We start from the raw sequence: 21,112 nt of genomic DNA, 5'->3' as shown, positions 1-21,112 counted from the left end.
GGGCTATCTGAGGCGAGAACCACTTTTCGCAAGGTAGCCCGATGTCCCGTTCCCTTATTGCCCTTTTGACCTTTCTGCTGGCGATCGGCTTTGCCGTGTCGCCTTTTTTTGTCTCCGGCTTCAACGGCTTTTCGCCGGACCAATTCCCCATCCCCCAAGACAACCCGCCGGTGCAGCCTGCGGGCTACGCGTTCTCGATCTGGGGGCTGATCTATGTCTGGTTGATCGTCGGCATGGGCTGGGGCCTGTGGAAACGCCGCGAGGATACCCTTTGGCACGACATGCGTCTGCCGCTCGCGCCGTCGCTGTTTGTCGGGTGCTTCTGGCTTGCCGTGGCCGTGGCCAGCCCGATCTGGGCATCCGTGCTGATATGGGTGATGCTGGTGTCGGCGCTTTATGCGCTGTTCCGCGCCCCGCGTGAGGATCGCGGCTTTGCCGCCCTGCCCGTGGGGCTTTATGCGGGCTGGCTAAGCGCGGCCTCCTGCGTGTCTCTGGGGCTGCTGGCGGCCGGCTATGGCTGGATGAGCGGGCCAACCGCGGGGCTGGTCTTTGTCGGGCTGGCGATTGTGATTGCAGCGGGGGTGCAATCGTCGCTGATGCGCGCGCCGACCTATGGGATCGGGGTGATCTGGGCGCTGGTCGCTGTGGTGGTGGCGAATGTCGCGACGGCCCCGACCGTTGCCGCGCTGGCCGCGGGGGGCGCGATTGCCTTGATCCTGCCCACCTACCGGTCATGGCGGCGCGGCTAAATGCAAAGAACCGGAGTTCTGAAAACTCCGGTCCCGATCTTTCGAAAGCTCTACAGTCCCTAGCGGTCCTTGCGGTGCCCGTCGGTATGTTTGCGCAGCTTCGACGGTTTCGCCTTTTTGCGCCCCTTATAGGGGTTGGCGTCCGACTGGCCGCGCATCCACAGGCGGATCGGCGTGCCCGGCATGTCAAAGTCCAGCCGTAACCCGTTGACAAGATAGCGGTTATAGCTTTCCGGCACCTTATCGGGGTGGCTACACATGACCACGAACCCCGGCGGGCGGGTCTTGGCTTGGGTCATATAGCGCAGCTTGATACGCTTGCCCTGCGGCGCGGGGGGCGGGTGCGCCTCCATCATGCCAGACAGCCAGCGGTTCAGCTGTGCGGTGGTGACACGGCGGTTCCAGACCTCATAGGCGCGCATGATCGCGTTGTGCAAACGGTCCATCCCGCGCCCGGTCTTGGCCGAAACGGTCACCAAAGGCGCGCCCTTGAGCTGCGGCAGAAGCCGTTCAAAGCTTTCGCGCAGGTCTTTCAACTTGCCCTGTTTGTCGGTCTCAAGGTCCCATTTGTTCACCGCAACCACAACGGCGCGGCCTTCGCGTTCGGCCAGATCGGCGATGCGCAGGTCTTGCTGTTCAAAGGGGATATCCGCATCCAGCAGAACCACCATAACCTCGGCGAATTTCACCGCACGTAAACCATCGCTGACGCTCAGCTTTTCGAGCTTTTCCTGCACCTTGGCGCGTTTGCGCATCCCGGCGGTGTCAAAGATCCGCATGGGCACGTCGAACCAGTCGGTTTGCAGCGAAATCGCATCACGGGTGATCCCCGCCTCTGGTCCGGTGAGCAGACGATCCTCGCCCATAATCTGGTTGATGAGGGTGGATTTACCCGCGTTCGGACGCCCTACGACGGCCACCTGCAAGGGCTTGGTCTTGGTGGGGACGGGCATGGGTGCCTCTTCGTCGCCCAGTTCGGCTTCTTCCTCGGTCAGGTCCACATCTGTTTCCGGCGCATCGGTTTGCGCCCGCTCGGCGAAACTGTCGGCGATTGGCATCAGATGGGTGTAAAGATCGTTCAGCCCCTCGCCGTGTTCGGCAGACAGGCGGATCGGTTCGCCAAGGCCAAGGCTGTAGGCCTCGATCACACCGGCGTCGGCGGCTTTGCCTTCGGCCTTGTTGGCGGCCAGAATAACATGGGCGGATTTCTTGCGCAGGATATCGGCAAAGACCAGATCAGACGGCGTGACCCCCACGCGGGCGTCGATCATGAACAGGCAGATGTCCGCCATATCCACGGCACGTTCGGTCAGGCGGCGCATCCGGCCCTGCAGGCTGTCGTCGGTGACTTCTTCAAGCCCGGCGGTATCCACCACGGTGAATCGCAGGTCGGCAAGCCGCGCCGCGCCTTCTCGCAGATCGCGCGTCACACCGGGCTGATCATCGACCAACGCCAGCTTTTTACCGACCAGACGGTTGAACAGCGTGGATTTCCCGACGTTGGGACGGCCCACAATGGCGAGGGTGAAAGACATGGAACGGCTCCGAAGACTAGGTCAAGCCCGCCGCTTAGCCTATTTGCGGCCTAACGGAAAGCGTGCAATTGCCCTTTCGCGGATACGACGTAAAGAACGCCCCCCGCCACGACCGGCGCAGTGGTCGCCCCGCCGGGGATCGTCACCTGTGCAACCAGCGCGCCATTGGTAGGGTCAAAGCTGCGCAGCGTGCCATCGCTAGAGGCCACGATCACGCGGCCACCGGCAAGGATGGGGCCGTAGTTGCCAAAGACCTCGGACTGGCGCTTGGGCTTGTCCTTGACGAAATTCGGCAGCGGTGTGCCCCAGATGCGGGTGCCGGTGCTGGCATCCAGACGCACCAGCTCGTTCAGGTCGGTCACGACAAAGACGCTGTCGCCTGCGGGCCAAACGGGGCCAATCGCGCCTTCGCGCGCGGTCCACTGGCGTTCGCCGCCGCCAAGGCTCAGTGCTGCCAGGCGGCCCGACTGGTTGCCCACATAAACGGTATCGCCCGAGATCACCGGCGCGCTTGTCACGTCAGAGATATTGGCCAGCGCGCGCCCCGGGCGTTTGCCCACGACAGACGTGTTCCAACGATCCAGCCCGCCCTGACGGAAGAGCCCTTGCACCTCGCCCGAGCCAAAGGCCAGCACGGCGATCTGCGACCCCACGGCGGGGGCCGGTGCGCCAAGCACATTGTTGATGCTGCTGGTCGACCCGGTCTGCCATTGCACGCGGCCGTTGGATTTGTTCAGCGCCCAACCGGTGTCGTCGCCAGAGGTGAAATAGACCATATCGCCAAAGACTGTCGGGGCCCCCGATCCGGTGCCATCGATATCCTGCGTCCAGCGCGTGCCGCCACTGTCGACATCCAGCGCCGTGACCGACCCGAAGCCGAGCGAGACGTAGACTGTGTTGCCATCGACGGCCAAGCCGCCACCGGTCGCATCGCCCTGCCCGTCGCTTTGCGGCGTCAGGTCACGCGTCCAAAGTGTGGCTCCCGATGTGGCAGAGGTCGCGGTGACCGTCGCACCGGAATCGATGGTGAACACGCGCCCGCCCGACACGACAGGCGTCGCGGTGATGCGTTGCTTGCGGCTGTCGCCCTTCCCGATAGAGGCAGACCACGCAAGCTGCGGCGCTGCACCAAGCGCGGGGTGGCTGACGCGTGTGCTTGGCGTGCCAGAGCTTTGCGACCAGCTGGCGTTAGTGGTCGCTGCAGGCAGCGAAATCGCGCGTGTTGTATTGGCTGGCACCGGCGCATCGGCGGGGGCTGCAAAGCCGTCGCTGCCTTGCAGGACCGATCGCACATCCTCGCGCACGCCGGGCAGGATCACCTCTGGTTCGGCGCAGGCTGACAGCAGCAGCGATGCCACCACCGCCCCCATCCCAAGTGTGGCACGGCGCGTCGACGTGGGTTTCAAGGAGATGCTGTGGAGAATGGTCATGGCCCTGCTCGCTTTGCTCTTTAAGTCCGTGTCACCTGAAGGGTTCAGGCAGGATTAGTTATTGTCTGCATCCAGCGCCGGCACGGTGTCCGTTTGCGGCGCGGGGGCTGCGGTACCCATTTGCGGATCCCCCCCCAAGGCGACAATCACCTGAAGGGCGCGTTGTTGCAAGTCCGAGGTCACATCCGCGTCGTTCAGGATCCCCTGATACCGTTCGATCGCGGCCTCGGGGGCGTCTTCTTCGATGTCGATCATGGCCAGTTGTTCTTGCGCCAGCAAGCGCAGGCTGCTGCCGGGCTGCGCCAGATTTTCCAACGCCAGACGGCGTTCATTGGCGGGCATATCCGATCCTTGCAGGGTAATCGCCTTGAACTGGGCGATTTCGCGATAGATCGCGGGCACATCCGCATCCAGCCCGATGCCGTTCAAGGTGGCGACGGCGGCGTCGGTCTCGCCTGCTTGGGCTTGTTCGGCGGCGGTCAGCAAGCCCAGCATGGCACCGGCGCGGGGGTTTGTGGCCTCGATTTTTTCAAAGGCGGCAGCGCGGGCGGCTGTATCTTCGGCGGAAAGCGCTGCAAACATCGCGTCGCCAAGGGTTTCCGCCTCTGCGCGGGCCTGTGCTTTCTGGTATTCGTTCCACGCGGCCCCACCGACCAGCAGGATCACGGCCAGCACCGCAATCCAGCCATAGCGTTTGAGCATAAAGTAGAACCGGTCGCGGCGGACCTCTTCGTTTACTTCGTCGATGAAACTGTCTGTATCGCTCATGTGGTACCCGTCCCGCCTGATTTAACGCCCCTCTTAACCTGCGGCTGCGGGGCTGCCAAGGGCTTGGCTGCACAGCAAGTGACCCACGCGTTGTTCACAAGGTCGCATGTCGCAAGTTTTTTCAATAGTGAACTATGCAGTTCAGTTTTATTCGCTTAAGCATTTGGCCCTATAGCATACGACATACTGCGGTGCCGCAAAGCCCGCGTTTCACTGAACCGAGGCCCGAATGCGCATCTTCCCCCTTCTGGCGGCCATCGCCGTTTCCGCCCTGATGTATATGGCAATTTTCGAACGTGACGCCCTGTTGGGGCTGGCACAGGGGGCCGCGCAACCTCCGGCGCCTGCGGTGGATGCCGACAGCACCGATACCGCGTCCCCGTCAGATGTGGCAGAGCCCGCGCGGGTGAAGGTCGTGGTGCAGCGCAGCGCGGCGGCACCGCTCGCCTCTGCCGTGATCGTGCGCGGTCAGACCACGGCGGCGCGGCAGGTGGCGGTCAAGGCGGAAACCTCTGCCGTTGTGGTATCGGCCCCGCTGCGCAAGGGCGCGACCGTGAACGCGGGCGATGTGCTGTGCGAGCTGGACCCCGGCACCCGTGGTGCGCAACAGGCAGAGGCGCAGGCCCGCCGCGACGAGGCACAATCCCGCGTCCCCGAGGCACAGGCCCGCGTGGCCGAGGCGCAGGCCCGTCTGGATGAAACCCTGATCAAGCTGAACGCGGCACAAAAACTGGGCGAAGGCGGGTTTTCGTCGCAGACCACGCTGGCCACCGCCGAAGCTGCTGTCGCCGCCGCGCGCGCTGCACTCAGCTCTGCCGAGGCGGGGCTGAATGCGGCACATTCCGGCATTGAGGCTGCGGAGGCCGCCGTTGCCAGCACACAGGCCGAGATTGACCGGCTGACCCTCACCGCGCCGTTCGAAGGGCTGCTGGAAAGCGACACCGCAGAGCTTGGCAGCCTGCTGCAAACCGGATCGCTTTGTGCGCAGGTGATCCAGCTTGATCCGATCAAACTGGTGGGCTTTATCCCCGAAACCGAGGTTGACCGCGTCAGCCTTGGCGCGCAGGCGCAGGCGCGGCTGGCCGCGGGCGACCGCGAGATCGCAGGTACCGTCACCTTTATCTCGCGCGCCTCCGATCCGACGACGCGCACCTTTCAGGTGGAAATCGAGGTGCCCAACCCCGATCTGAGCATCCGCGACGGCCAGACCGCCGAAATCGCCATCGCCTCGGCCGGGGTCGAGGCGCATCTGCTGCCGCAATCCGCCCTGACGCTGAATGATGACGGCACCCTTGGCGTGCGTCTGATCGACGCCGAGAATACCGTTGATTTCGCCGCAGTCACACTTGTGCGCGACACGCCCGAGGGGATCTGGGTCACCGGCCTGCCCGCGCAGGCGAATGTCATCGTGCTGGGACAGGAATATGTCACCGCTGGCGTGACCGTCACCCCGACCTTCCGCGACGAGGCCCCGGAATGAGCGGCATGGTCGATTGGGCCGCGGGCCGTGCCCGTATGGTCATGGCGTTTATCCTGCTGAGCCTCGTGGTGGGGGGCTATGCCTATTCCACCCTGCCCAAAGAGGGCGAACCCGACATCGAGATCCCGGCGCTTTTCGTCTCGGTCCAGTTTCCGGGCATCTCTGCCGCGGATAGCGAAACCCTGCTGGTCAAACCGATGGAGACGGAGCTTTCCGATCTGGACGGCCTGAAGACCATGACCGGCACCGCCGCCGAAAACTACGCCGGTGTCGCGCTGGAATTCGAATTCGGCTGGGACAAGTCCAAGATCATGGCCGACGTGCGCGACGCGATGAGCACGGCGGAATCCAAATTCCCCGAAGGCTACGAGAAATATTCGATCACAGAGATCAACTTTTCCGAATTCCCCATCATCATCGTCAACCTGACCGGCCCCGTGCCCGAACGTACCATGGCTCGCGTCGCGCGTGATCTGCAAGACGCGCTGGAAGGTGTGCATGCGGTGCTTGAAGCAGGGTTGGCGGGCGACCGTGACGAGATGCTTGAGGTGCTGATCGATCCCTTGCGGCTGGAAGCCTATGACGTGACCGCGGGCGAGCTGATCAATGTGGTGCAGAACAATAACCAGCTGATTGCCGCGGGCGAAGTGCAGTCGGATCAGGGCAGTTTCTCGGTCAAGATCCCGTCCTCCTTTGATGAACCGCGCGATGTCTATGCGCTGCCGGTCAAAACCAACGGCGACCGCGTGGTGACACTGGGCGATCTGGCGACCATCAACCTGACCTTTGAAGACCGCGAAGGCACCGCACGGTTCAACGGGGAAAAGACGCTGGCGCTGCAGGTGGTCAAACGCAAGGGCTATAACCTGATCGACACCTCCACCCAGGTGAAAGAGATCGTCGCCGCCCAAAGCGCCGCCTGGCCCGAGGGGCTGAAAGCCGCTGTCACGCTTGGCACCTCGAACGATCAAAGCCGCATCGTCGACAGTATGGTGCAGCAGCTTCTGGGGTCGGTCTTTACCGCGATCGCGCTGGTGATGATCGTGGTGCTTGCCGCCCTGGGGATCCGTGCGGCCCTGCTGGTGGGCTTTGCGATTCCCACGTCGTTCCTGCTGTGTTTTGCCTTTCTCGCGCTGATGGGGATTTCCATCTCGAACATCGTGATGTTCGGGCTGATCCTTGCGGTGGGGATGCTGGTGGATGGCGCGATTGTTGTGGTGGAATATGCCGACGCGCGCCAGCAACAGGGCGAAGGCCCCATGGCCGCCTATGTCGAGGCCGCCAAACGCATGTTCTGGCCCATCATCTCGTCCACCGCGACCACGCTTTGCGCCTTCCTGCCCATGTTGTTCTGGCCCGGCGTCCCGGGGGAGTTCATGGGCATGTTGCCGGTCACGCTGATCTTTGTGCTCTCCGCCTCGCTGGTGGTGGCGCTGATCTATCTACCCGTCATGGGCGGCGTCACCGGACGGCTGGAACGCTGGATGGCGCAGAATATGACTGCCATCGCCAAGCTGCGGTTCTATCTGCATCTGCTGCTGTTTCCCATTGTCGCCGCGATGATCGCCCTGCCGCTGGCGCTGATGCAGCCGCTGTTTGCCGTGATCTCGGCGCAGTTCGCGGGCATGGACGGGCTGGATATCCTTGGCTCGGTCATTCCGGTCTTTGCCGTGGTCTTTATCTGCATCGCCGTGCTCTGCGCGCTGGTGGCGGTGGCGATATCGGGCGTGCTTTTGGGGCTGACCAGCTTTTTCGCACTGTTCACCCGCATGGGCCGCGGGGGCCGCTGGGTCACATCGCGGCTGTTCCGCAAAGAGCCCACCGTGATCAAGGCGGGCTACCGTCGATCAGGCTTCGGGCGGGTCATTGCCTTTATCGCGGGCAACCCGGTGATGCCGCTGGTGGTCGCGGGGGTCGTCTTTGTCTTTGTCGGCACCACGATGATCTTCTTTGGCAACAACAGCAAAGGTGTGGAGTTCTTTGTCGAATCCGAACCCGAGCAGGCGATCGTCTATGTGCTGGCCCGGGGCAACCTGTCGCTGGCGGAAAAAGACGCGATCATGCAGCAGGCGGAGGCGATCGTGCTGGCGCATCCCGGTGTCTCTACCGCCTTTGCATTTGCCGGTGAAGGCGGGCTCGACAGCAATACCGGCGGGGCCCAGGCCCCCAAGGACAGCATCGGTCAGGTGCAGCTTGAAACCATCCCGTGGGAAGACCGCGCCCTGCGCCCGGAACTCGACGGCGACATCGTGATCGCAGAGCTCACGGAAGCGCTGAGCGCGATCCCCGGCATCAAGATCGAAATCCTTGCACAGGCGCGCGGCCCTGCGTCGGGCAAGCCGGTGCACCTGCGTCTGAAATCCGACAGTTTCACTGACCTGATCGCCGCGACGGCACAGGCCCGTGACACCTTCGAGAAAACCCCCGGCCTGACCCTGATCGAAGACACCCGCCCCCTGCCCGGCATCGACTGGCAGATCGACGTGGATGTCGCCAAGGCGGGGCAATACGGGGCTGATGTGGTCACCGTCGGCGCAATGGTGCAGCTGGTCACCCGCGGGCTGCTGCTGGACACGATGCGGGTCGACAGTTCGGACGAAGAGATCGAGATCAGGGTGCGCCTGCCGCAAGAAGACCGTGTGCTCAGCACGCTGGACACGCTGAAGGTGCGCACGGTGGATGGGCTGGTGCCGCTGTCGAACTTCATCACCCGGACCCCCGTGCCCAAGCTGGCAGAGATCAACCGGATCGACCAGAAACGCTATCTTGATGTGAAGGCCGATGTCTTCCCCGGGCTGGTCAAACTGGTGCGCACGGTGGATGCCTCCCAGGCCGCCGCGCAAACGGGCACGGCACAGACGGGCACGGCACAGGCGGACACAGAACAGGCGGGCGAGACGACAATCACCCTCGCGACGATGCGCCCTGCGGGGGACGCGGGCGATATCACGGGGCCCGAGGGTGCGGCCTTCAAGATCACCAACCGGACCAATGCCGCCCAAGGCGTCGATCTGCAACAAGAGCTGGACAATGGCACCCTCCGCATGATCCCGATCAATGCCAACGAACGGATTGCGGAGCTGACCAAATGGCTGGAAACCCGGCCCCTGCCCGCGGGCGTCAGCTATGAATGGACCGGCGACCAAGAGGATCAGGCCGAAAGTCAGGCGTTCTTGTCCTCGGCCTTTACCGCGGCACTGGGGTTGATGTTCATCATCCTGCTGGCGCAGTTCAACAGCATCTACAACTCGGTGCTGGTGCTGCTGGCGGTGGTGCTATCGACCACGGGCGTGCTGATTGGCATGTTGGTGATGGATCAGACGTTTTCGATCATCATGACGGGCACGGGGATCGTGGCGCTGGCGGGGATCGTGGTGAACAATAACATCATCCTGATCGATACCTATCAGGAGTTCAGCCAGTACATGCCGCGGATCGAGGCGATCATTCGCACGGCGCAGGCCCGTATCCGCCCTGTACTGCTGACCACCATCACCACGATGGCAGGGCTTGCGCCGATGATGTTCGGGCTGAGCCTCGACTTTGCCAATGGCGGCTACACCATCGACAGCCCCACGGCGCTGTGGTGGAAACAGCTGGCAACGGCGGTGGTCTTTGGTCTGGGCATCGCGACGGTGCTGACGCTGCTGGTCACCCCGTCCATGCTGGCGATCCGCGTGTGGGCCACCACCTACGCCCGCTGGATCGCGCGGCTGCTGGCCAAGATGTCGCTGGGGCGCGCCAGCAAATCCGCGCAGGACTGGGCGCTGGCGCGTGATGCACGCAGGCTGCAAACAACCGTGATCCAGTGGGAGGACACCGGACCGCCGGCCCATACCCCACCGGCGGAGTGACCCTTAGGCCGCGGCGGGCATCTGGTCGGCCGCCGCGGCATCCTGCTGCTGGCGCAGCTTGGGCATGGTAAAGATCACCAGCCCCAATGCCGCCACACCACACAGCGCGATGCTCACCACCATGGGCACGGCGGTGCCGTCAAAGAACGGCGTCGTCGCAGCGATGCAAAAGGCCCCCGTCAGCATTGTCAGGCTTCCGCTGAGCGAGGACGCCATACCCGCGCGCCGTCCATGCGCATCAAGTGCCGCGACCATCGCCGAAGGCACAACGACCCCCAGAAAGGAATAGGCCAGAAACAGCCCGATCAACAGCACCGGCAGCGTGCCGAAACCGGCCAGCACAACGCCCGTCAACAGCGCAGAGCAGACGGCAAAGCCGGTGACACCGCGCCCGATCAGCGTGGCGAGCCCCCACATATCGGCCAGACGCCCCGCCGCTTGCGTGGCGATAAAGAACCCCACCGCGTTAAAGGCGAAGGCCAGCGAGAACTCGGTCGGGGTCAGCCCGAATTGACCGGTGTAGACGAAGGACGCGCTGGAGATGAACAAGAAGAAGCTCGCCATGCCGAAACCCGCGATGAAGGTCAGGCCGACGAACACCGGATCGCGGAACAGGATACCACAACTGCGCGACAGCTCGCGCAGATTGACCTTGCGGCGTTTGTCCGCGGTCAGCGTCTCGGGCAGCGCGATTTGCGCCATCGTCAACGTCGCCGCCGCAAGGATAGCAAGGGCGAGGAAAATCTCGCGCCAGCTGCCAAAGCTGACCACCGCGCTGCCCGCCAAGGGCGCCAGCATGGGCGAGACCGAGATCACCAGCATGATCGACGACATCAACCGCGTCGCCTGCGCTCCGGTGTACATATCGCGCACGATGGCACGGGGAATGACCATCACCGTCGCCCCGCCGATGCCCTGCACCAGACGCCCCAGCACCAGCGTCTCGATGTCGGGGGCCACCGCACAGATCACCGCGCCGACGCAGAAAATGCTCATCCCAATGGCAAGGGTCTTTTTGCGCCCGATCTGGTCGGACAGCGGCCCATAGACCAACTGCGACACGCCGTAGGCGAGGAAATAGGCGACCAGTGTAATCTGGGCCGCCGAGACAGAGACATCCAGCGCCTCTTCGATCGCGGGCAAGGCGGGCAGATACATGTCGATGGCAAAAGGACCTGTCACACAGATAGAGCCAAGAATAAGGGCGGTACGGAACATTCCGGCAGACATGGGCAGTCCTTCAAGGTTGTGGGCAAGGCTGTGGGGGTGCCGCGCGTCTTACGCTCGGCCAGCGCAGAGCTAGCACATATGTACCCGACGGCAAGAATGCACCATGTTGTTTGTATGCATATACCGGAAATTCACTGCTTGTTGATCGAATTTTGCTCGTTCATGGGGCAAGGCGTACTAGGTTCCAGAAGGAAGCCGAGGCCTACGGGCCGCGCAAACCGAAGGAGAGACCACATGATCCGCAAGACACTCGCCGCGACAACGCTCGCCCTGACGACGCTGGCCGCCCTGCCTGCCGCCGCCGACATCATCACCAAGATGAGCCCCCATTCCGTGCCCGACACAATCGACCGTCTGGAAACTGCCGTGACCGAAGCCGGTGCCACGGTCTTTGCCCGCGTGGACCACGCCGAAGGGGCGACCAAAGTGGATATGGAGCTGCGCCCGACCACATTGCTGATCTTTGGCAACCCCAAGCTGGGCACGCCTGCGATGCTGGACGGTCAGACCGCTGGTCTAGACCTGCCCATGCGCGTGCTGGCCTATGCCGATGACAGCGGCATGGTGCATGTCAGCTACCACGACCCCGCCACATTGGCCGCAGACCACGGGTTGCCCGATGACGCGGAATATCTGACCAAAATGACCGGCGCGCTAGACAAGCTCACCGACAAGGCCATCGCGGAGGAATAACCCCCGCGCCCACCAAACCTTGGCGGCGCCAGCTATTCGCCCTCGGATTGCTGGCGTTGCCACAGCTGCGCGTAACGCCCGTTGCGTGCCAGCAGATCGTCATGGGTCCCCTGTTCTACCACCTCGCCTTGCTCCAGCACGACGATACGGTCCGCCTCGGCCACGGTGGACAGGCGGTGCGCGATGGTCAGCACCGTGCGCCCCTTGCCCGCTTGACGTAGGGCATCCTGAATCTCGTGCTCCGTCTCGCTGTCCAGCGCGCTTGTGGCTTCGTCCAGCAGCAGGATCGGCGGGTTTTTCAGCAAGGTTCGCGCGATACCGACACGCTGCTTTTCCCCCCCCGACAGTTTCAGCCCGCGTTCACCCACAGCGGTTTCATACCCGTGGGGCAAACGCTGGATAAAGTCGTGGATCTGCGCCGATTTTGCCGCGGCCTCGATGTCTTCTTGCGTGGCGTTATCGCGGCCATAGGCGATGTTATAGCCGATGGTATCGTTGAACAGCACGGTATCCTGAGGCACCACGCCAATCGCGCGGTGCAGGCTGTCTTGGGTCACATCGCGCACATCTTGCCCGTCCACACGCACGGCACCGCCCTGCACATCGTAGAACCGGAACAGCAAACGCCCGATGGTGGATTTCCCCGATCCGGTAGAGCCGACAATCGCCACCATCTCTCCCGGGGCGGCTTCGATCGACACGCCCTTGAGGATCTCTCGGTCGTCGTCATAGCCAAAGCGCACGTTGTCCAGCGTGACACGCCCGCCTGAGACGTGCAGCGCAGGGGCGTCGGGCTTGTCCGAGATTTCGGCCGGTTGATCGAGCAACGTGAACATCTGCCCCATATCGACCAGCGCTTGACGGATTTCGCGATAGACGGTGCCAAGGAAGTTCAGGGGCACGGTCAACTGCACCATATAGGCGTTGACCATAACGAAATCCCCCACGGTAAGGTCACCGTTCTGCACCCCGATGGCGGCCAGGATCATCACGCCGACCAACCCGCAGGTGATCAGCAACGACTGGCCGAAGTTCAGGAAGGCAAGCGAGTAGTTCGTCTTGATCGCCGCCTCTTCATAGCCCGCCATTGCCGCGTCATAGCGCTGCGCCTCGCGCTGTTCGGCGACGAAATACTTGACGGTTTCATAGTTCAGCAGGCTGTCGATGGCCTTTTGGTTGGCATCCGTGTCGCGGTCGTTCATCTGGCGGCGCAGCTTCACGCGCCACTCGGTCACCGCGAAGGTAAACCAGACGTAAAGCCCGATGGTGACCGTCACGATCAGCAGATACCACGCGTCGAACAGCACGGTCAGGATGATGCCGACCAGCAGCAGCTCCAGAATCAGCGGCCCGATCGAGAAAAGCAGGAAGCGGAGCAGGAATTCCACACCCTTGACCCCGCGTTCGATGATCCGGCTCAGCCCGCCGGTTTTGCGCGTGATGTGATAGCGCATCGACAGCTTGTGGATATGCTCGAACGTCTCCAGCGCAAGCATCCGCAAAGCGCGCTGGCCGACACGGGCAAAGACCGCGTCGCGCAGCTGTTGAAAGCCCACGTTCATTGCGCGGGCCATCCCATAGGCAATCGTCAGCCCCACCGCGCCAAGTGCCAGAAACGGCACGCCCTCATTCGCAAGAGCATCCACCGCGTCTTTGTAAAGCACGGGAATAACAACAGAAATCAGCTTGGACACCACCAAGAAGATCAGCGCCCAGACCACGCGTTTCTTGACCCAAGGCATATCGTCGGGCCACAGGTACGGGGCCACCTTGCGCAGGACAAGCAGGTTCGACTGCCGCTCTGCAGCTTGGGCGATCTCCTCTTCTGTCATGGGATATTGGGTGGCGGGTTTGGGTTGGCTGGCAGTGCGCGGGCTATCGGCTGACATGAACGATCCTGTGTGGTTGCCCCTTACATAGGGCCGTCAGCCGGATCATGCCAGTGCAGCTGCCTCATCCGCGTGCATAGCCGCTATTAATCCGGCAGATCAAAGACCTGACCGGGGTAGATCAGATCCGGATCGCGGATTGATGAGCGGTTGGCGGCAAAGACGCGCACATAGAGCGTCGGGTCACCATAGCGTTCGCGGGCGATGGCCCAAAGCGTGGCTCCCTCCTGCACGGTCACCGCCTTGATCGGGCCGTCGTTGTCTGCGGTGGCACGGGCCAGCACCTCGGGGGATTCACGTTTAAAGGGGGTTTCGACGCGGCTGATCACGTCGCCGCCCTGATCCAGCTCATCCACGCGCAGGGTGTAGATGCCGGTCTTGATATCCTCGATATCGCCGCGCCAACGGCCTTGGGGGTCCACCTCAAGCGCGCCGACGCTGCGGTTGTCCAGATAGACCCGCACGGAAGACGCCTGCGCCTGTGCGCGCCCCGCCAGCCGGACCTCGCCCTCATCGGAATAGGTGATCGTGTCGAGCGCGATGCGGTCTGTCACCTCGGGCGCGGTGCCGGGCAGTAATTCCACACCATCGGCGTCGGATTTCAACAGGGCGACGGGGGTATCAGCAGACGGGGGCGCGGGATCGGGCTGCGGTGTCACGGCGGCGACCTCGGTCATCTCGGGGGCACTGTCATCGGGGGCTTCCCCTCGCGGTTCCGCGACCGGAGCGGAGGCTGCTTCAGGGGCCGTGTCGTCGGGCGTGGTCTCTGATGTGGTGTCGATGGATACGTCTGCTGGTTCCGCCAGCGTCACCTGCGCCACGGCAGGCGCGGTGATCGGGGCCAAGATGACTTCCTCGACCGAGGCGACAGGGCCTGTTTCCGCATCCGCGCTCAGGCTCAGGATCTTGCCGCTGCCATCGGGCGGCAAAATGGCAAGCGTGGCGAATTTGCCAGAGCGATCGGCCTGCGCGCTGGCGACCTCTGCCCCGTTGCTGATGACGCTGACGCGGGCCCCTGGTGCTGCGCGGCCTGCGATCACGGTCATCCCGTCCCCCTCGCGGCGCACCTCGTCAAAACTGGGTGTGGCGGGCGACGCGGCGGGATCAGGCGTTTGGGGCGCAGGGGGAACGGTGGCGGCGGCCTTGGTGTCTTGGGGTGCGGTGGCGGTTTGCGCGGGGGGCTGGGCCGCGGGTTTCGGCTGGGTGGCGGTGTCTTTCGCCGTATCCGGCACGACGGGATCCGCATCTTGCGACCAGATATATCCCGCAACGGCAACCGCCACGACCAGCGCGGCGCCCGCAAACTGAGCACCCCGCGTTTGAAACACCGACATCCCGTTCATCCCTTTGAACTTCCCCACATTGAGGACTTGTACCAAGCAGGCTATCACGGGTCAAAATGCAGCTGCATGCCATGTGCATATTCGCAAAAAGGACCCCCGTTTATGATCCAGAAATCCGTATGTGTTTACTGCGGCTCGCGCCCCGGTGATGACCCCGAATATACCGCACAAGCCGACGCTTTGGGGCGCGCTTTGGCGCAGAACGATTGGCGGCTGGTCTATGGCGCGGGGGACGTGGGGCTGATGGGCACCGTTGCACGAGCAGCACAAACGGCGGGCGGCACGACCTTTGGCGTGATCCCCGATCATCTGGTCAAATGGGAGGTCGGCAAGACCGATCTGACCACCTATGTCGTGACCGAAACTATGCATGAACGCAAAAAGGTGATGTTCATGAACTGCGATGCCGTGGTGGTCCTGCCCGGCGGTGCCGGATCACTGGACGAGCTGTTCGAAGTGCTGACCTGGCGCCAGTTGGGGTTACATCAGAAACCGGTAATCCTATTGAATACAAATGGTTACTGGGATCCTCTCACAGCGCTTCTGGATCATGTCGTCGCCCGCGGCTTTGCCGAAGAAAGCCTGCTTGGCTATGTGGATACGGTCGATGACGTTGACGGCGCGCTGGACATTCTGCGCCGTAGCCTGACCGCATAGAGGTACGCACGGCAGCGCGCGCGGTAGTGCAGAAAGCGCCTGCGCGGCAACGGGTTGATCGGCGGCGAAGCAGGATCAGGAGTGCTATGGGCGGTAGGTTAAAGCGGCCAACGCCATACTCCCTGTTCGCCGCTAGCACGCGCGATACAGCAAAGGGCACCCACGTCTGGATGCCCTTTCAAATCACCGCCCTGCGGCAACCCGAATACCTATAGATGTGGCCGCATAGCCGGATTTCTACTGTTGCTATGCGGCCACATCATCACGCTGTTTCAAGCGTCGATTTCACGATATTCTCAATCTCTTCGATGGGGTGGTTCGTCAGCGTCTTGGGGATTTCGCCCACGACTTTGTCCGCGACCTCTTTGTGCATCTCGTGACGCAACTCGCCCAGAGTGTTCGGCGGTGCGACCAGAATGATCTTGTCGAACTTGCCCTTATGCGCCTGTTTGTACAGGATATCCGCCAGCTCGCTGGCAAAGCGGTCCTTGGACAGCTGGTGCCAGTCGGTGTCGTCCACAGCCGAGCGGTGCACAGACGGGCCGTCGTTGAAGCGTCCACGACGATTGGCGGCCTGATCGCGGTTGGGCGGGTTCTCCTGCTCTTCCTCGCGGAAGACCTGCAGGAACGGATCCTCTCCGTCGGTTTCATTCACCATGAACAGCGCTTTTTCACCGTCTGCGATCAGCACCCAAGTGCCATTTTCAATCTTGGTCATGCGTCTTCTCCATGGTTGCGTTTGTCTTCGCCAGTGACGCGGGTGTCAGCGCCGGGTTTGTCGACCACCTGTTTCTCTTCGTCTTGCGTGCCGACATCGCGTTGCAGCCCCCCGCCCGAGCGGCCCTGATGGTCAATATCATCGGCTTCGCTGATGTATTTGTCGGTTTCCTTGACGCCGTCCTGCGATCTGTGACGCTCTGCCATCGTGGTCTCCTTCTCATCTTGTGGGTTCACAGGCAAAACGCCCCAGTCCCGCCGGTGGTTCCACAAGAAAAGGCCCCACAGCGGAATGCTGCAGGGCCTTTCACATAAATATTTCAACAGGTTGGCGTGATGCCTTAACCCATCATATTGCGATTACATGCGCGATGCGACGTTGTCCCAGTTGACCAGATTGTCGAGGAAGTTCGACAGGTAGTCGGGGCGCGCGTTGCGGAAATCAATGTAGTAGGAGTGTTCCCAAACGTCGCAGCCCAGCAGTGCGGTCTGACCGAAACAGACAGGGTTCACGCCGTTTTCGGTCTTGGTCACTTTCAGGCCACCATCGGTGTCCTTGACCAGCCACGCCCAACCGGAGCCGAACTGACCGCCACCGGCTGCCTTGAATTCATCCTTGAACTTATCGACAGAGCCAAAGCTTTCAGTGATCGCATTTTCCAGCTCGGACGGCATTTTGCTGTCTTCGGGGGACATCATTTCCCAGAACTGGTTGTGGTTCCAGAGCTGGCTGATGTTGTTGAAGATGCCGCTTTGCGCGACCGCGTCAGGGTTATAGGTGCCCTTGATGATTTCCTCGAGGGTCTTGCCTTCCCACTCGGTGCCTTCAATGGCTTTGTTGCCGTTGGTCACATAGGCGTTGTGGTGCTTATCGTGGTGATATTCCAGCGTTTCCTTGGACATACCTTTGGATGCAAGCGCATCGTGGGCATAGGGAAGATCAGGAAGTGTAAAAGCCATGAGAAAAGCCTCCGTTATTGAATTGCGTCTGGGTCACATGAAGCCCGTCCCGTCATAAGGTCAAGTGCTGATCGACCCGCAAGGGGCAAACCGGCACAGCCGACGGGGCGCTTTGATCGTCACCCGCTTAAGGGTAAAACGGCTGGCTGGGGCGAATGTTCCCGCCAGTCTGCCGCCCTGCCCCTGACCAGCGGCTTACCGCGCGGCGCTATAATATTCGGGGGCGGACCCGGCCTGTGCCGCGGTTTTAAGCAGATCAAACACATATTGCGCGACCGAGCGGAAGCAGACCAGACGGAAACTGTCGCCGTCCTCGATCCAGAACGCGGCGGGCACCTGCGCCAGCCGCGTGCGGCGGATCATGCCGGGGGTGAAACTGTCTGGCGACAGATCCACGGGGGCGAGCTTGGCCAGCACATCGCGGCTGTGCGCCCCGCTGATGCGAAACACCGCCCGCGCGTCCGAGACATTGACCGCCAGCGTGTGATTGCTGCCAAAGCATTTGGTCAGCGTGTCGATGGTGTCGCTGACCTGATCGTAGGGGCAGAGCAACAACAGCTCGTCCGGTGACATCCACGCGACACCGCGATCCCCGTTGATCTGGACGCTGCGGGTGTCGGGAAGGCCCAGACCGACGGCCTTTTTCAGCGCCTTCTTCATATAGCCCGCCCCCAGATCCCCGCGGACAGAGATCATGCCAATCGGATCCATCAGGGTCACCTCGGCAATGCCGCCGGTGAATTCTGCCGCTTTCAATGCGCTTACCGCGTCAGACATTTTGCTTGGCCCCTTCTTTGTCATAGAACACCGGATCGACGATTTTCGCCTGATAGGTCTTGCCGTCGGTCCCGGGGAAATCGAGCACCTCGCCCATGCGGTCCGGCCCGTTCAGCACCAGCCCCATCGCGATCCCCTTACCCAAGGTCGGCGAATGATAGGTGGAGGTGACACGCCCGATCATATTGCGCTGGCCGTTCTCGTTCTCGCCTTCGCCCACGGCATAGGCCCCGTCCGGCAGGGTGCTGCCGTCGGTTGTTTCCAGCCCCACCAGTTTCCAGCGCGTCGGGTCCACCATATGGGACCGCTGCTGCGCGCGCTTGCCCAAGTAGTCGTCTTTCTTTTTCGAGATCGCCCAGTTCAGCCCCAGATCCTGCGGGATCACGGTGCCGTCGGTTTCGTCCCCGATCATGATAAAGCCTTTTTCGGCGCGCAGGATGTGCAGACATTCGGTCCCATAGGGCATCACGCCCAGATCATTGCCCGCCACCATCAGCGCATCCCAGAAGGCTTGCCCCTGCCCTGCATCCACCGCGATCTCGTAGCTCAGCTCGCCCGAGAAAGAGATCCGGTAAACGCGGCACTTGAAGCCCCCCAGCGTGCCGTCCGCCCACTCCATAAAGGCGAGCGCGTCCTTGCTGACATCCATGCCGCCCAGCTTTTCCAGACATTTGCGTGCATTGGGGCCGACCACGGCGATCTGCGCATATTGCTCGGTGACATTGGCGACATAGACGTTGAAATCCCACCACTCGGTCTGGAGCCATTCTTCCATATGCTGGTGGATGCTTTCCGCGCCGCCCGTCGTTGTATGGCACAAGAAGGTGTCGTCATCGATCCGCGCCACCACACCATCGTCGATCAGGAACCCGTTTTCCGAACACATCAGGCCATAGCGGCATTTCCCCGGTTTCAGCGTGCTCATCATATTGGTGTAGAGCATGTCGAGGAAGCGCCCCGCGTCCGGTCCCTTGACGATGATCTTGCCCAGGGTGGAGGCATCCAGCATCCCCAATTTGCTGCGCGTGTTGGTGACCTCGCGCATCACCGCGTCATGGGTGGTTTCGCCCTTGCGCGGATAGGCATAGGGGCGTCGCCACTGGCCGACGGGTTCCCATTCAGCGCCGTTCGCCTCGTGCCAGTCATGCAGCGGGGTGCGGCGGATCGGTTGGAACACATCGCCACGCGCCTCGCCTGCGATCGCGCCCATCGAAATCGGGTGGTACGGCGGGCGGAAGGTGGTGGTACCAACGGCGGGAATATCCGCATCCATCGCGCCCGCCAGCGTTGCCAGCCCGTTGATATTGCTGAGCTTCCCTTGATCCGTCGCCATGCCAAGCGTGGTATAGCGTTTGGCGTGTTCGACGCTGACAAAGCCTTCTTGCGCGGCAAGCCGCACGTCTGACACTTTAACATCGTTCTGATAATCCAGCCACGTCTTCTCGCGCAGCTTCACGTTCGCGCCTTGGGGCATCATCCAGACGGGGGCGAGCGGCGCTTCCTCTTGCCGGTCGGCATTCGGCGAGACGGCGTCGGCGGGCAGCTTGAACCCCAGCGTCGTGACCACCCCATCCGCGGCGGCATGGGCGTCGTGCAAGATATCATCCAGCGCAAAGAACCCACCCGCGGCACCGGCGGCGGTGACAAAACCATGCCCGTCTGCCCCCAGCGGCGGATTGTTCACATCGGGGCGGAACATGGCCCCGGCGGTATCCCAGGTCAGCTTGCCGCCGCAATGGGACCACAGATGCACCACAGGCGACCAGCCGCCCGACATGGCCACGGCGTCACAGGGGAAGGTTTCAAGCACCGCACCCTCGCCCGCCTGGCTGCACACCTCTACGCCTGTCACGCGTTTCCCGCCCGTCACCCGCGCCACGGCATGACCCATCATCACCCGAATGCCCAGATCTTTGGCGCGCGTCATCAGCGCGGAATCCTGCGGCAGCACGCGGGCATCCAGAATGGCGGGCACGGTCAGTCCGGCCTCGGTCAAGGCGATGGCGGTGCGGTAGGCGTCGTCGTTGTTGGTGACCACCACCGTGCGATCCCCGACCGACACGCCATAGTTCACCAGATAATCCCGCACCGATGCGGCCAGCATCACGCCGGGAATGTCATTGCCAGCAAAGGACAAAGGCCGTTCAATCGCGCCGGTGGCGGTCACGATATGACCTGCGCGAATACGCCAGAGCCGGTGGCGCGGTCCGGCAATCTCCGGCGCGTGGTCCGTCAGACGTTCATAGCCCAGCACATAGCCGTGGTCATAGACGCCCGCCCCCATGACACGGGTGCGCAGGGTGACGTTTGCCATCCCCGACAGCTCTGCCACCAGCGCGTCGATGAAATCGGCGACGGGCGTGCCATCGACCGTACCACCATCCACGGGCGCGCGGCCGCCCCAATGGGCGGTCTGTTCCAGCACGATGACCTTGGCACCGGACAGGGCCGCCGTGCGCGCGGCTTCGAGCCCCGCGACACCACCGCCGATGATCAGCACGTCGCAAAAGGCGTGGAAATGTTCATAGGTATCGCCATCCGTCTCCTTCGGCGCTTTGCCCAGACCGGCAGAGTGGCGGATGATCGGCTCGTAGACATGCTTCCAGAAGGGGCGCGGGTGGATGAACATCTTGTAGTAGAAGCCCGCGGGCAGAAAGCGGCTGAGGTGTTTGTTGATCGCGCCAACGTCGAATTCGAGGCTGGGCCAGTGGTTCTGGCTTTCCGCCTTGAGCCCGTCAAAAAGATCGGTGGTCGTGGCGCGTTGGTTGGGTTCAAACCGGTCGCCCTGCCCGAGGTTCACCAGCGCGTTGGGTTCTTCCGGACCCGCCGCCACGATGCCGCGCGGACGGTGGTATTTGAACGACCGCCCCACCAGCATCTGGTCATTCGCCAGCAAAGCCGAGGCCAGGGTATCGCCCTCGAAGCCGCGCAGCTGCTTTCCGTTGAACGAAAAACTGACAGCATTTGATTTGTTCAGCAGGCGGCCGCCTGTGGCAATTCTGGTGCTCATGAAGTCAAACCTTGGTGTGG

16 protein-coding genes are annotated in these 21,112 nt (G+C 62.6%); 5 read left to right on the top strand and 11 right to left on the bottom strand.

The genetic code is table 11. The features are described from left to right. The first annotated feature begins 41 nt into the window (after window positions 1-41). Complete coding sequence (locus AB1495_RS11710) at window positions 42-749, top strand: tryptophan-rich sensory protein (RefSeq protein WP_074635161.1); 708 nt, start codon at window positions 42-44, stop codon at window positions 747-749. Between the two features lie 59 nt (window positions 750-808). Here AB1495_RS11710 and der read toward each other — a convergent pair whose 3' ends face one another. From der to AB1495_RS11695, 3 genes are read right to left on the bottom strand one after another with little or no spacing between them, the layout of a single operon-like run. Further along, a complete protein-coding gene (gene der / locus AB1495_RS11705; protein ID WP_074635162.1) occupies window positions 809-2,284 on the bottom strand; it encodes a ribosome biogenesis GTPase Der in 1,476 nt (491 codons plus the stop codon). Window positions 2,285-2,334: 50 nt separating this feature from the next. Next, window positions 2,335-3,714: a PQQ-like beta-propeller repeat protein gene (locus AB1495_RS11700; RefSeq protein WP_083350865.1), complete on the bottom strand. Its 1,380-nt coding sequence runs from the start codon at window positions 3,712-3,714 to the stop codon at window positions 2,335-2,337. A gap of 54 nt (window positions 3,715-3,768) precedes the next feature. Further along, window positions 3,769-4,482, bottom strand: a complete 714-nt coding sequence (locus tag AB1495_RS11695; protein ID WP_005852627.1) for a tetratricopeptide repeat protein — start codon at window positions 4,480-4,482, stop codon at window positions 3,769-3,771. A 229-nt stretch (window positions 4,483-4,711) separates the two neighbouring features. Here AB1495_RS11695 and AB1495_RS11690 point away from each other — a divergent pair, with 229 nt between their 5' ends. Both AB1495_RS11690 and AB1495_RS11685 read left to right on the top strand, forming a co-directional pair. Then, window positions 4,712-5,962: an efflux RND transporter periplasmic adaptor subunit gene (locus tag AB1495_RS11690; protein ID WP_074635163.1), complete on the top strand. Its 1,251-nt coding sequence runs from the start codon at window positions 4,712-4,714 to the stop codon at window positions 5,960-5,962. Further along, window positions 5,959-9,816 (top strand): efflux RND transporter permease subunit, encoded by a 3,858-nt coding sequence (locus AB1495_RS11685; protein WP_074635164.1) that lies wholly within the window; start codon window positions 5,959-5,961, stop codon window positions 9,814-9,816. The genes AB1495_RS11690 and AB1495_RS11685 overlap by 4 nt, the downstream gene beginning before the upstream one ends. 3 nt (window positions 9,817-9,819) lie before the next feature. Here the strand turns inward: AB1495_RS11685 and AB1495_RS11680 are convergent, their stop codons facing one another. After that, window positions 9,820-11,046 carry a multidrug effflux MFS transporter gene (locus AB1495_RS11680; protein WP_074635165.1) on the bottom strand — a complete coding sequence of 409 codons (1,227 nt, stop codon included), beginning with the start codon at window positions 11,044-11,046 and terminating at the stop codon, window positions 9,820-9,822. 234 nt (window positions 11,047-11,280) lie between these two features. Between AB1495_RS11680 and AB1495_RS11675 the strand changes: the two genes are divergently transcribed. Further along, window positions 11,281-11,739 carry a DUF302 domain-containing protein gene (locus AB1495_RS11675; RefSeq protein ID WP_005852621.1) on the top strand — a complete coding sequence of 153 codons (459 nt, stop codon included), beginning with the start codon at window positions 11,281-11,283 and terminating at the stop codon, window positions 11,737-11,739. Window positions 11,740-11,771: 32 nt separating this feature from the next. Here AB1495_RS11675 and AB1495_RS11670 read toward each other — a convergent pair whose 3' ends face one another. Together AB1495_RS11670 and AB1495_RS11665 are read right to left on the bottom strand one after the other, a co-directional pair. Continuing rightward, window positions 11,772-13,571: an ABC transporter ATP-binding protein/permease gene (locus tag AB1495_RS11670; RefSeq protein WP_074635207.1), complete on the bottom strand. Its 1,800-nt coding sequence runs from the start codon at window positions 13,569-13,571 to the stop codon at window positions 11,772-11,774. A 143-nt stretch (window positions 13,572-13,714) separates the two neighbouring features. Continuing rightward, a complete protein-coding gene (locus tag AB1495_RS11665) occupies window positions 13,715-14,962 on the bottom strand; it encodes an Ig-like domain-containing protein (RefSeq protein WP_074635166.1) in 1,248 nt (415 codons plus the stop codon). A 111-nt stretch (window positions 14,963-15,073) separates the two neighbouring features. On the opposite strand from AB1495_RS11665, the gene AB1495_RS11660 reads away from it, so the two are divergent. Next, window positions 15,074-15,628, top strand: coding sequence for a TIGR00730 family Rossman fold protein (locus tag AB1495_RS11660; RefSeq protein ID WP_074635167.1), 555 nt, complete (start codon window positions 15,074-15,076; stop codon window positions 15,626-15,628). Between the two features lie 262 nt (window positions 15,629-15,890). On the opposite strand, the gene AB1495_RS11655 is transcribed toward AB1495_RS11660, so the two are convergent. The 5 genes from AB1495_RS11655 to AB1495_RS11635 all read right to left on the bottom strand — a co-directional run bounded on the left by AB1495_RS11655 (window position 15,891) and on the right by AB1495_RS11635 (window position 21,092). Further along, window positions 15,891-16,346, bottom strand: a complete 456-nt coding sequence (locus AB1495_RS11655) for a host attachment family protein (protein ID WP_037962902.1) — start codon at window positions 16,344-16,346, stop codon at window positions 15,891-15,893. Continuing rightward, window positions 16,343-16,552: a hypothetical protein gene (locus AB1495_RS11650; protein ID WP_037962905.1), complete on the bottom strand. Its 210-nt coding sequence runs from the start codon at window positions 16,550-16,552 to the stop codon at window positions 16,343-16,345. The genes AB1495_RS11655 and AB1495_RS11650 overlap by 4 nt, the downstream gene beginning before the upstream one ends. Window positions 16,553-16,705: 153 nt before the next feature. Further along, window positions 16,706-17,305 (bottom strand): superoxide dismutase, encoded by a 600-nt coding sequence (locus AB1495_RS11645; protein ID WP_074635168.1) that lies wholly within the window; start codon window positions 17,303-17,305, stop codon window positions 16,706-16,708. 195 nt (window positions 17,306-17,500) lie between these two features. After that, window positions 17,501-18,082, bottom strand: coding sequence for a sarcosine oxidase subunit gamma (locus tag AB1495_RS11640; RefSeq protein WP_074635169.1), 582 nt, complete (start codon window positions 18,080-18,082; stop codon window positions 17,501-17,503). Then, entirely contained in the window at window positions 18,075-21,092 is a 3,018-nt protein-coding gene (locus AB1495_RS11635) for a sarcosine oxidase subunit alpha family protein (protein WP_074635170.1), read from the bottom strand. The genes AB1495_RS11640 and AB1495_RS11635 overlap by 8 nt, the downstream gene beginning before the upstream one ends. Window positions 21,093-21,112 lie beyond the last annotated feature (20 nt).

This window comes from Sulfitobacter pontiacus (genome assembly GCF_040790665.1).
Taxonomy (GTDB): Bacteria; Pseudomonadota; Alphaproteobacteria; order Rhodobacterales; family Rhodobacteraceae; genus Sulfitobacter; species Sulfitobacter pontiacus.
The sequence above is the reverse complement of the archived record's forward strand: the minus strand, read 5'-3'. Positions and strand labels throughout refer to the sequence as shown.

Bases quoted from the DNA above. Each gene is read 5' to 3' on its own strand.
- AB1495_RS11710 (WP_074635161.1), top strand. From the start codon at position 42: ATGTCCCGTTCCCTTATTGCCCTTTTGACCTTTCTGCTGGCGATCGGC.
- der (WP_074635162.1), bottom strand. From the start codon at position 2,284: ATGTCTTTCACCCTCGCCATTGTGGGCCGTCCCAACGTCGGGAAATCC.
- AB1495_RS11700 (WP_083350865.1), bottom strand. From the start codon at position 3,714: ATGACCATTCTCCACAGCATCTCCTTGAAACCCACGTCGACGCGCCGT.
- AB1495_RS11695 (WP_005852627.1), bottom strand. From the start codon at position 4,482: ATGAGCGATACAGACAGTTTCATCGACGAAGTAAACGAAGAGGTCCGC.
- AB1495_RS11690 (WP_074635163.1), top strand. From the start codon at position 4,712: ATGCGCATCTTCCCCCTTCTGGCGGCCATCGCCGTTTCCGCCCTGATG.
- AB1495_RS11685 (WP_074635164.1), top strand. From the start codon at position 5,959: ATGAGCGGCATGGTCGATTGGGCCGCGGGCCGTGCCCGTATGGTCATG.
- AB1495_RS11680 (WP_074635165.1), bottom strand. From the start codon at position 11,046: ATGTCTGCCGGAATGTTCCGTACCGCCCTTATTCTTGGCTCTATCTGT.
- AB1495_RS11675 (WP_005852621.1), top strand. From the start codon at position 11,281: ATGATCCGCAAGACACTCGCCGCGACAACGCTCGCCCTGACGACGCTG.
- AB1495_RS11670 (WP_074635207.1), bottom strand. From the start codon at position 13,571: ATGACAGAAGAGGAGATCGCCCAAGCTGCAGAGCGGCAGTCGAACCTG.
- AB1495_RS11665 (WP_074635166.1), bottom strand. From the start codon at position 14,962: ATGTCGGTGTTTCAAACGCGGGGTGCTCAGTTTGCGGGCGCCGCGCTG.
- AB1495_RS11660 (WP_074635167.1), top strand. From the start codon at position 15,074: ATGATCCAGAAATCCGTATGTGTTTACTGCGGCTCGCGCCCCGGTGAT.
- AB1495_RS11655 (WP_037962902.1), bottom strand. From the start codon at position 16,346: ATGACCAAGATTGAAAATGGCACTTGGGTGCTGATCGCAGACGGTGAA.
- AB1495_RS11650 (WP_037962905.1), bottom strand. From the start codon at position 16,552: ATGGCAGAGCGTCACAGATCGCAGGACGGCGTCAAGGAAACCGACAAA.
- AB1495_RS11645 (WP_074635168.1), bottom strand. From the start codon at position 17,305: ATGGCTTTTACACTTCCTGATCTTCCCTATGCCCACGATGCGCTTGCA.
- AB1495_RS11640 (WP_074635169.1), bottom strand. From the start codon at position 18,082: ATGTCTGACGCGGTAAGCGCATTGAAAGCGGCAGAATTCACCGGCGGC.
- AB1495_RS11635 (WP_074635170.1), bottom strand. From the start codon at position 21,092: ATGAGCACCAGAATTGCCACAGGCGGCCGCCTGCTGAACAAATCAAAT.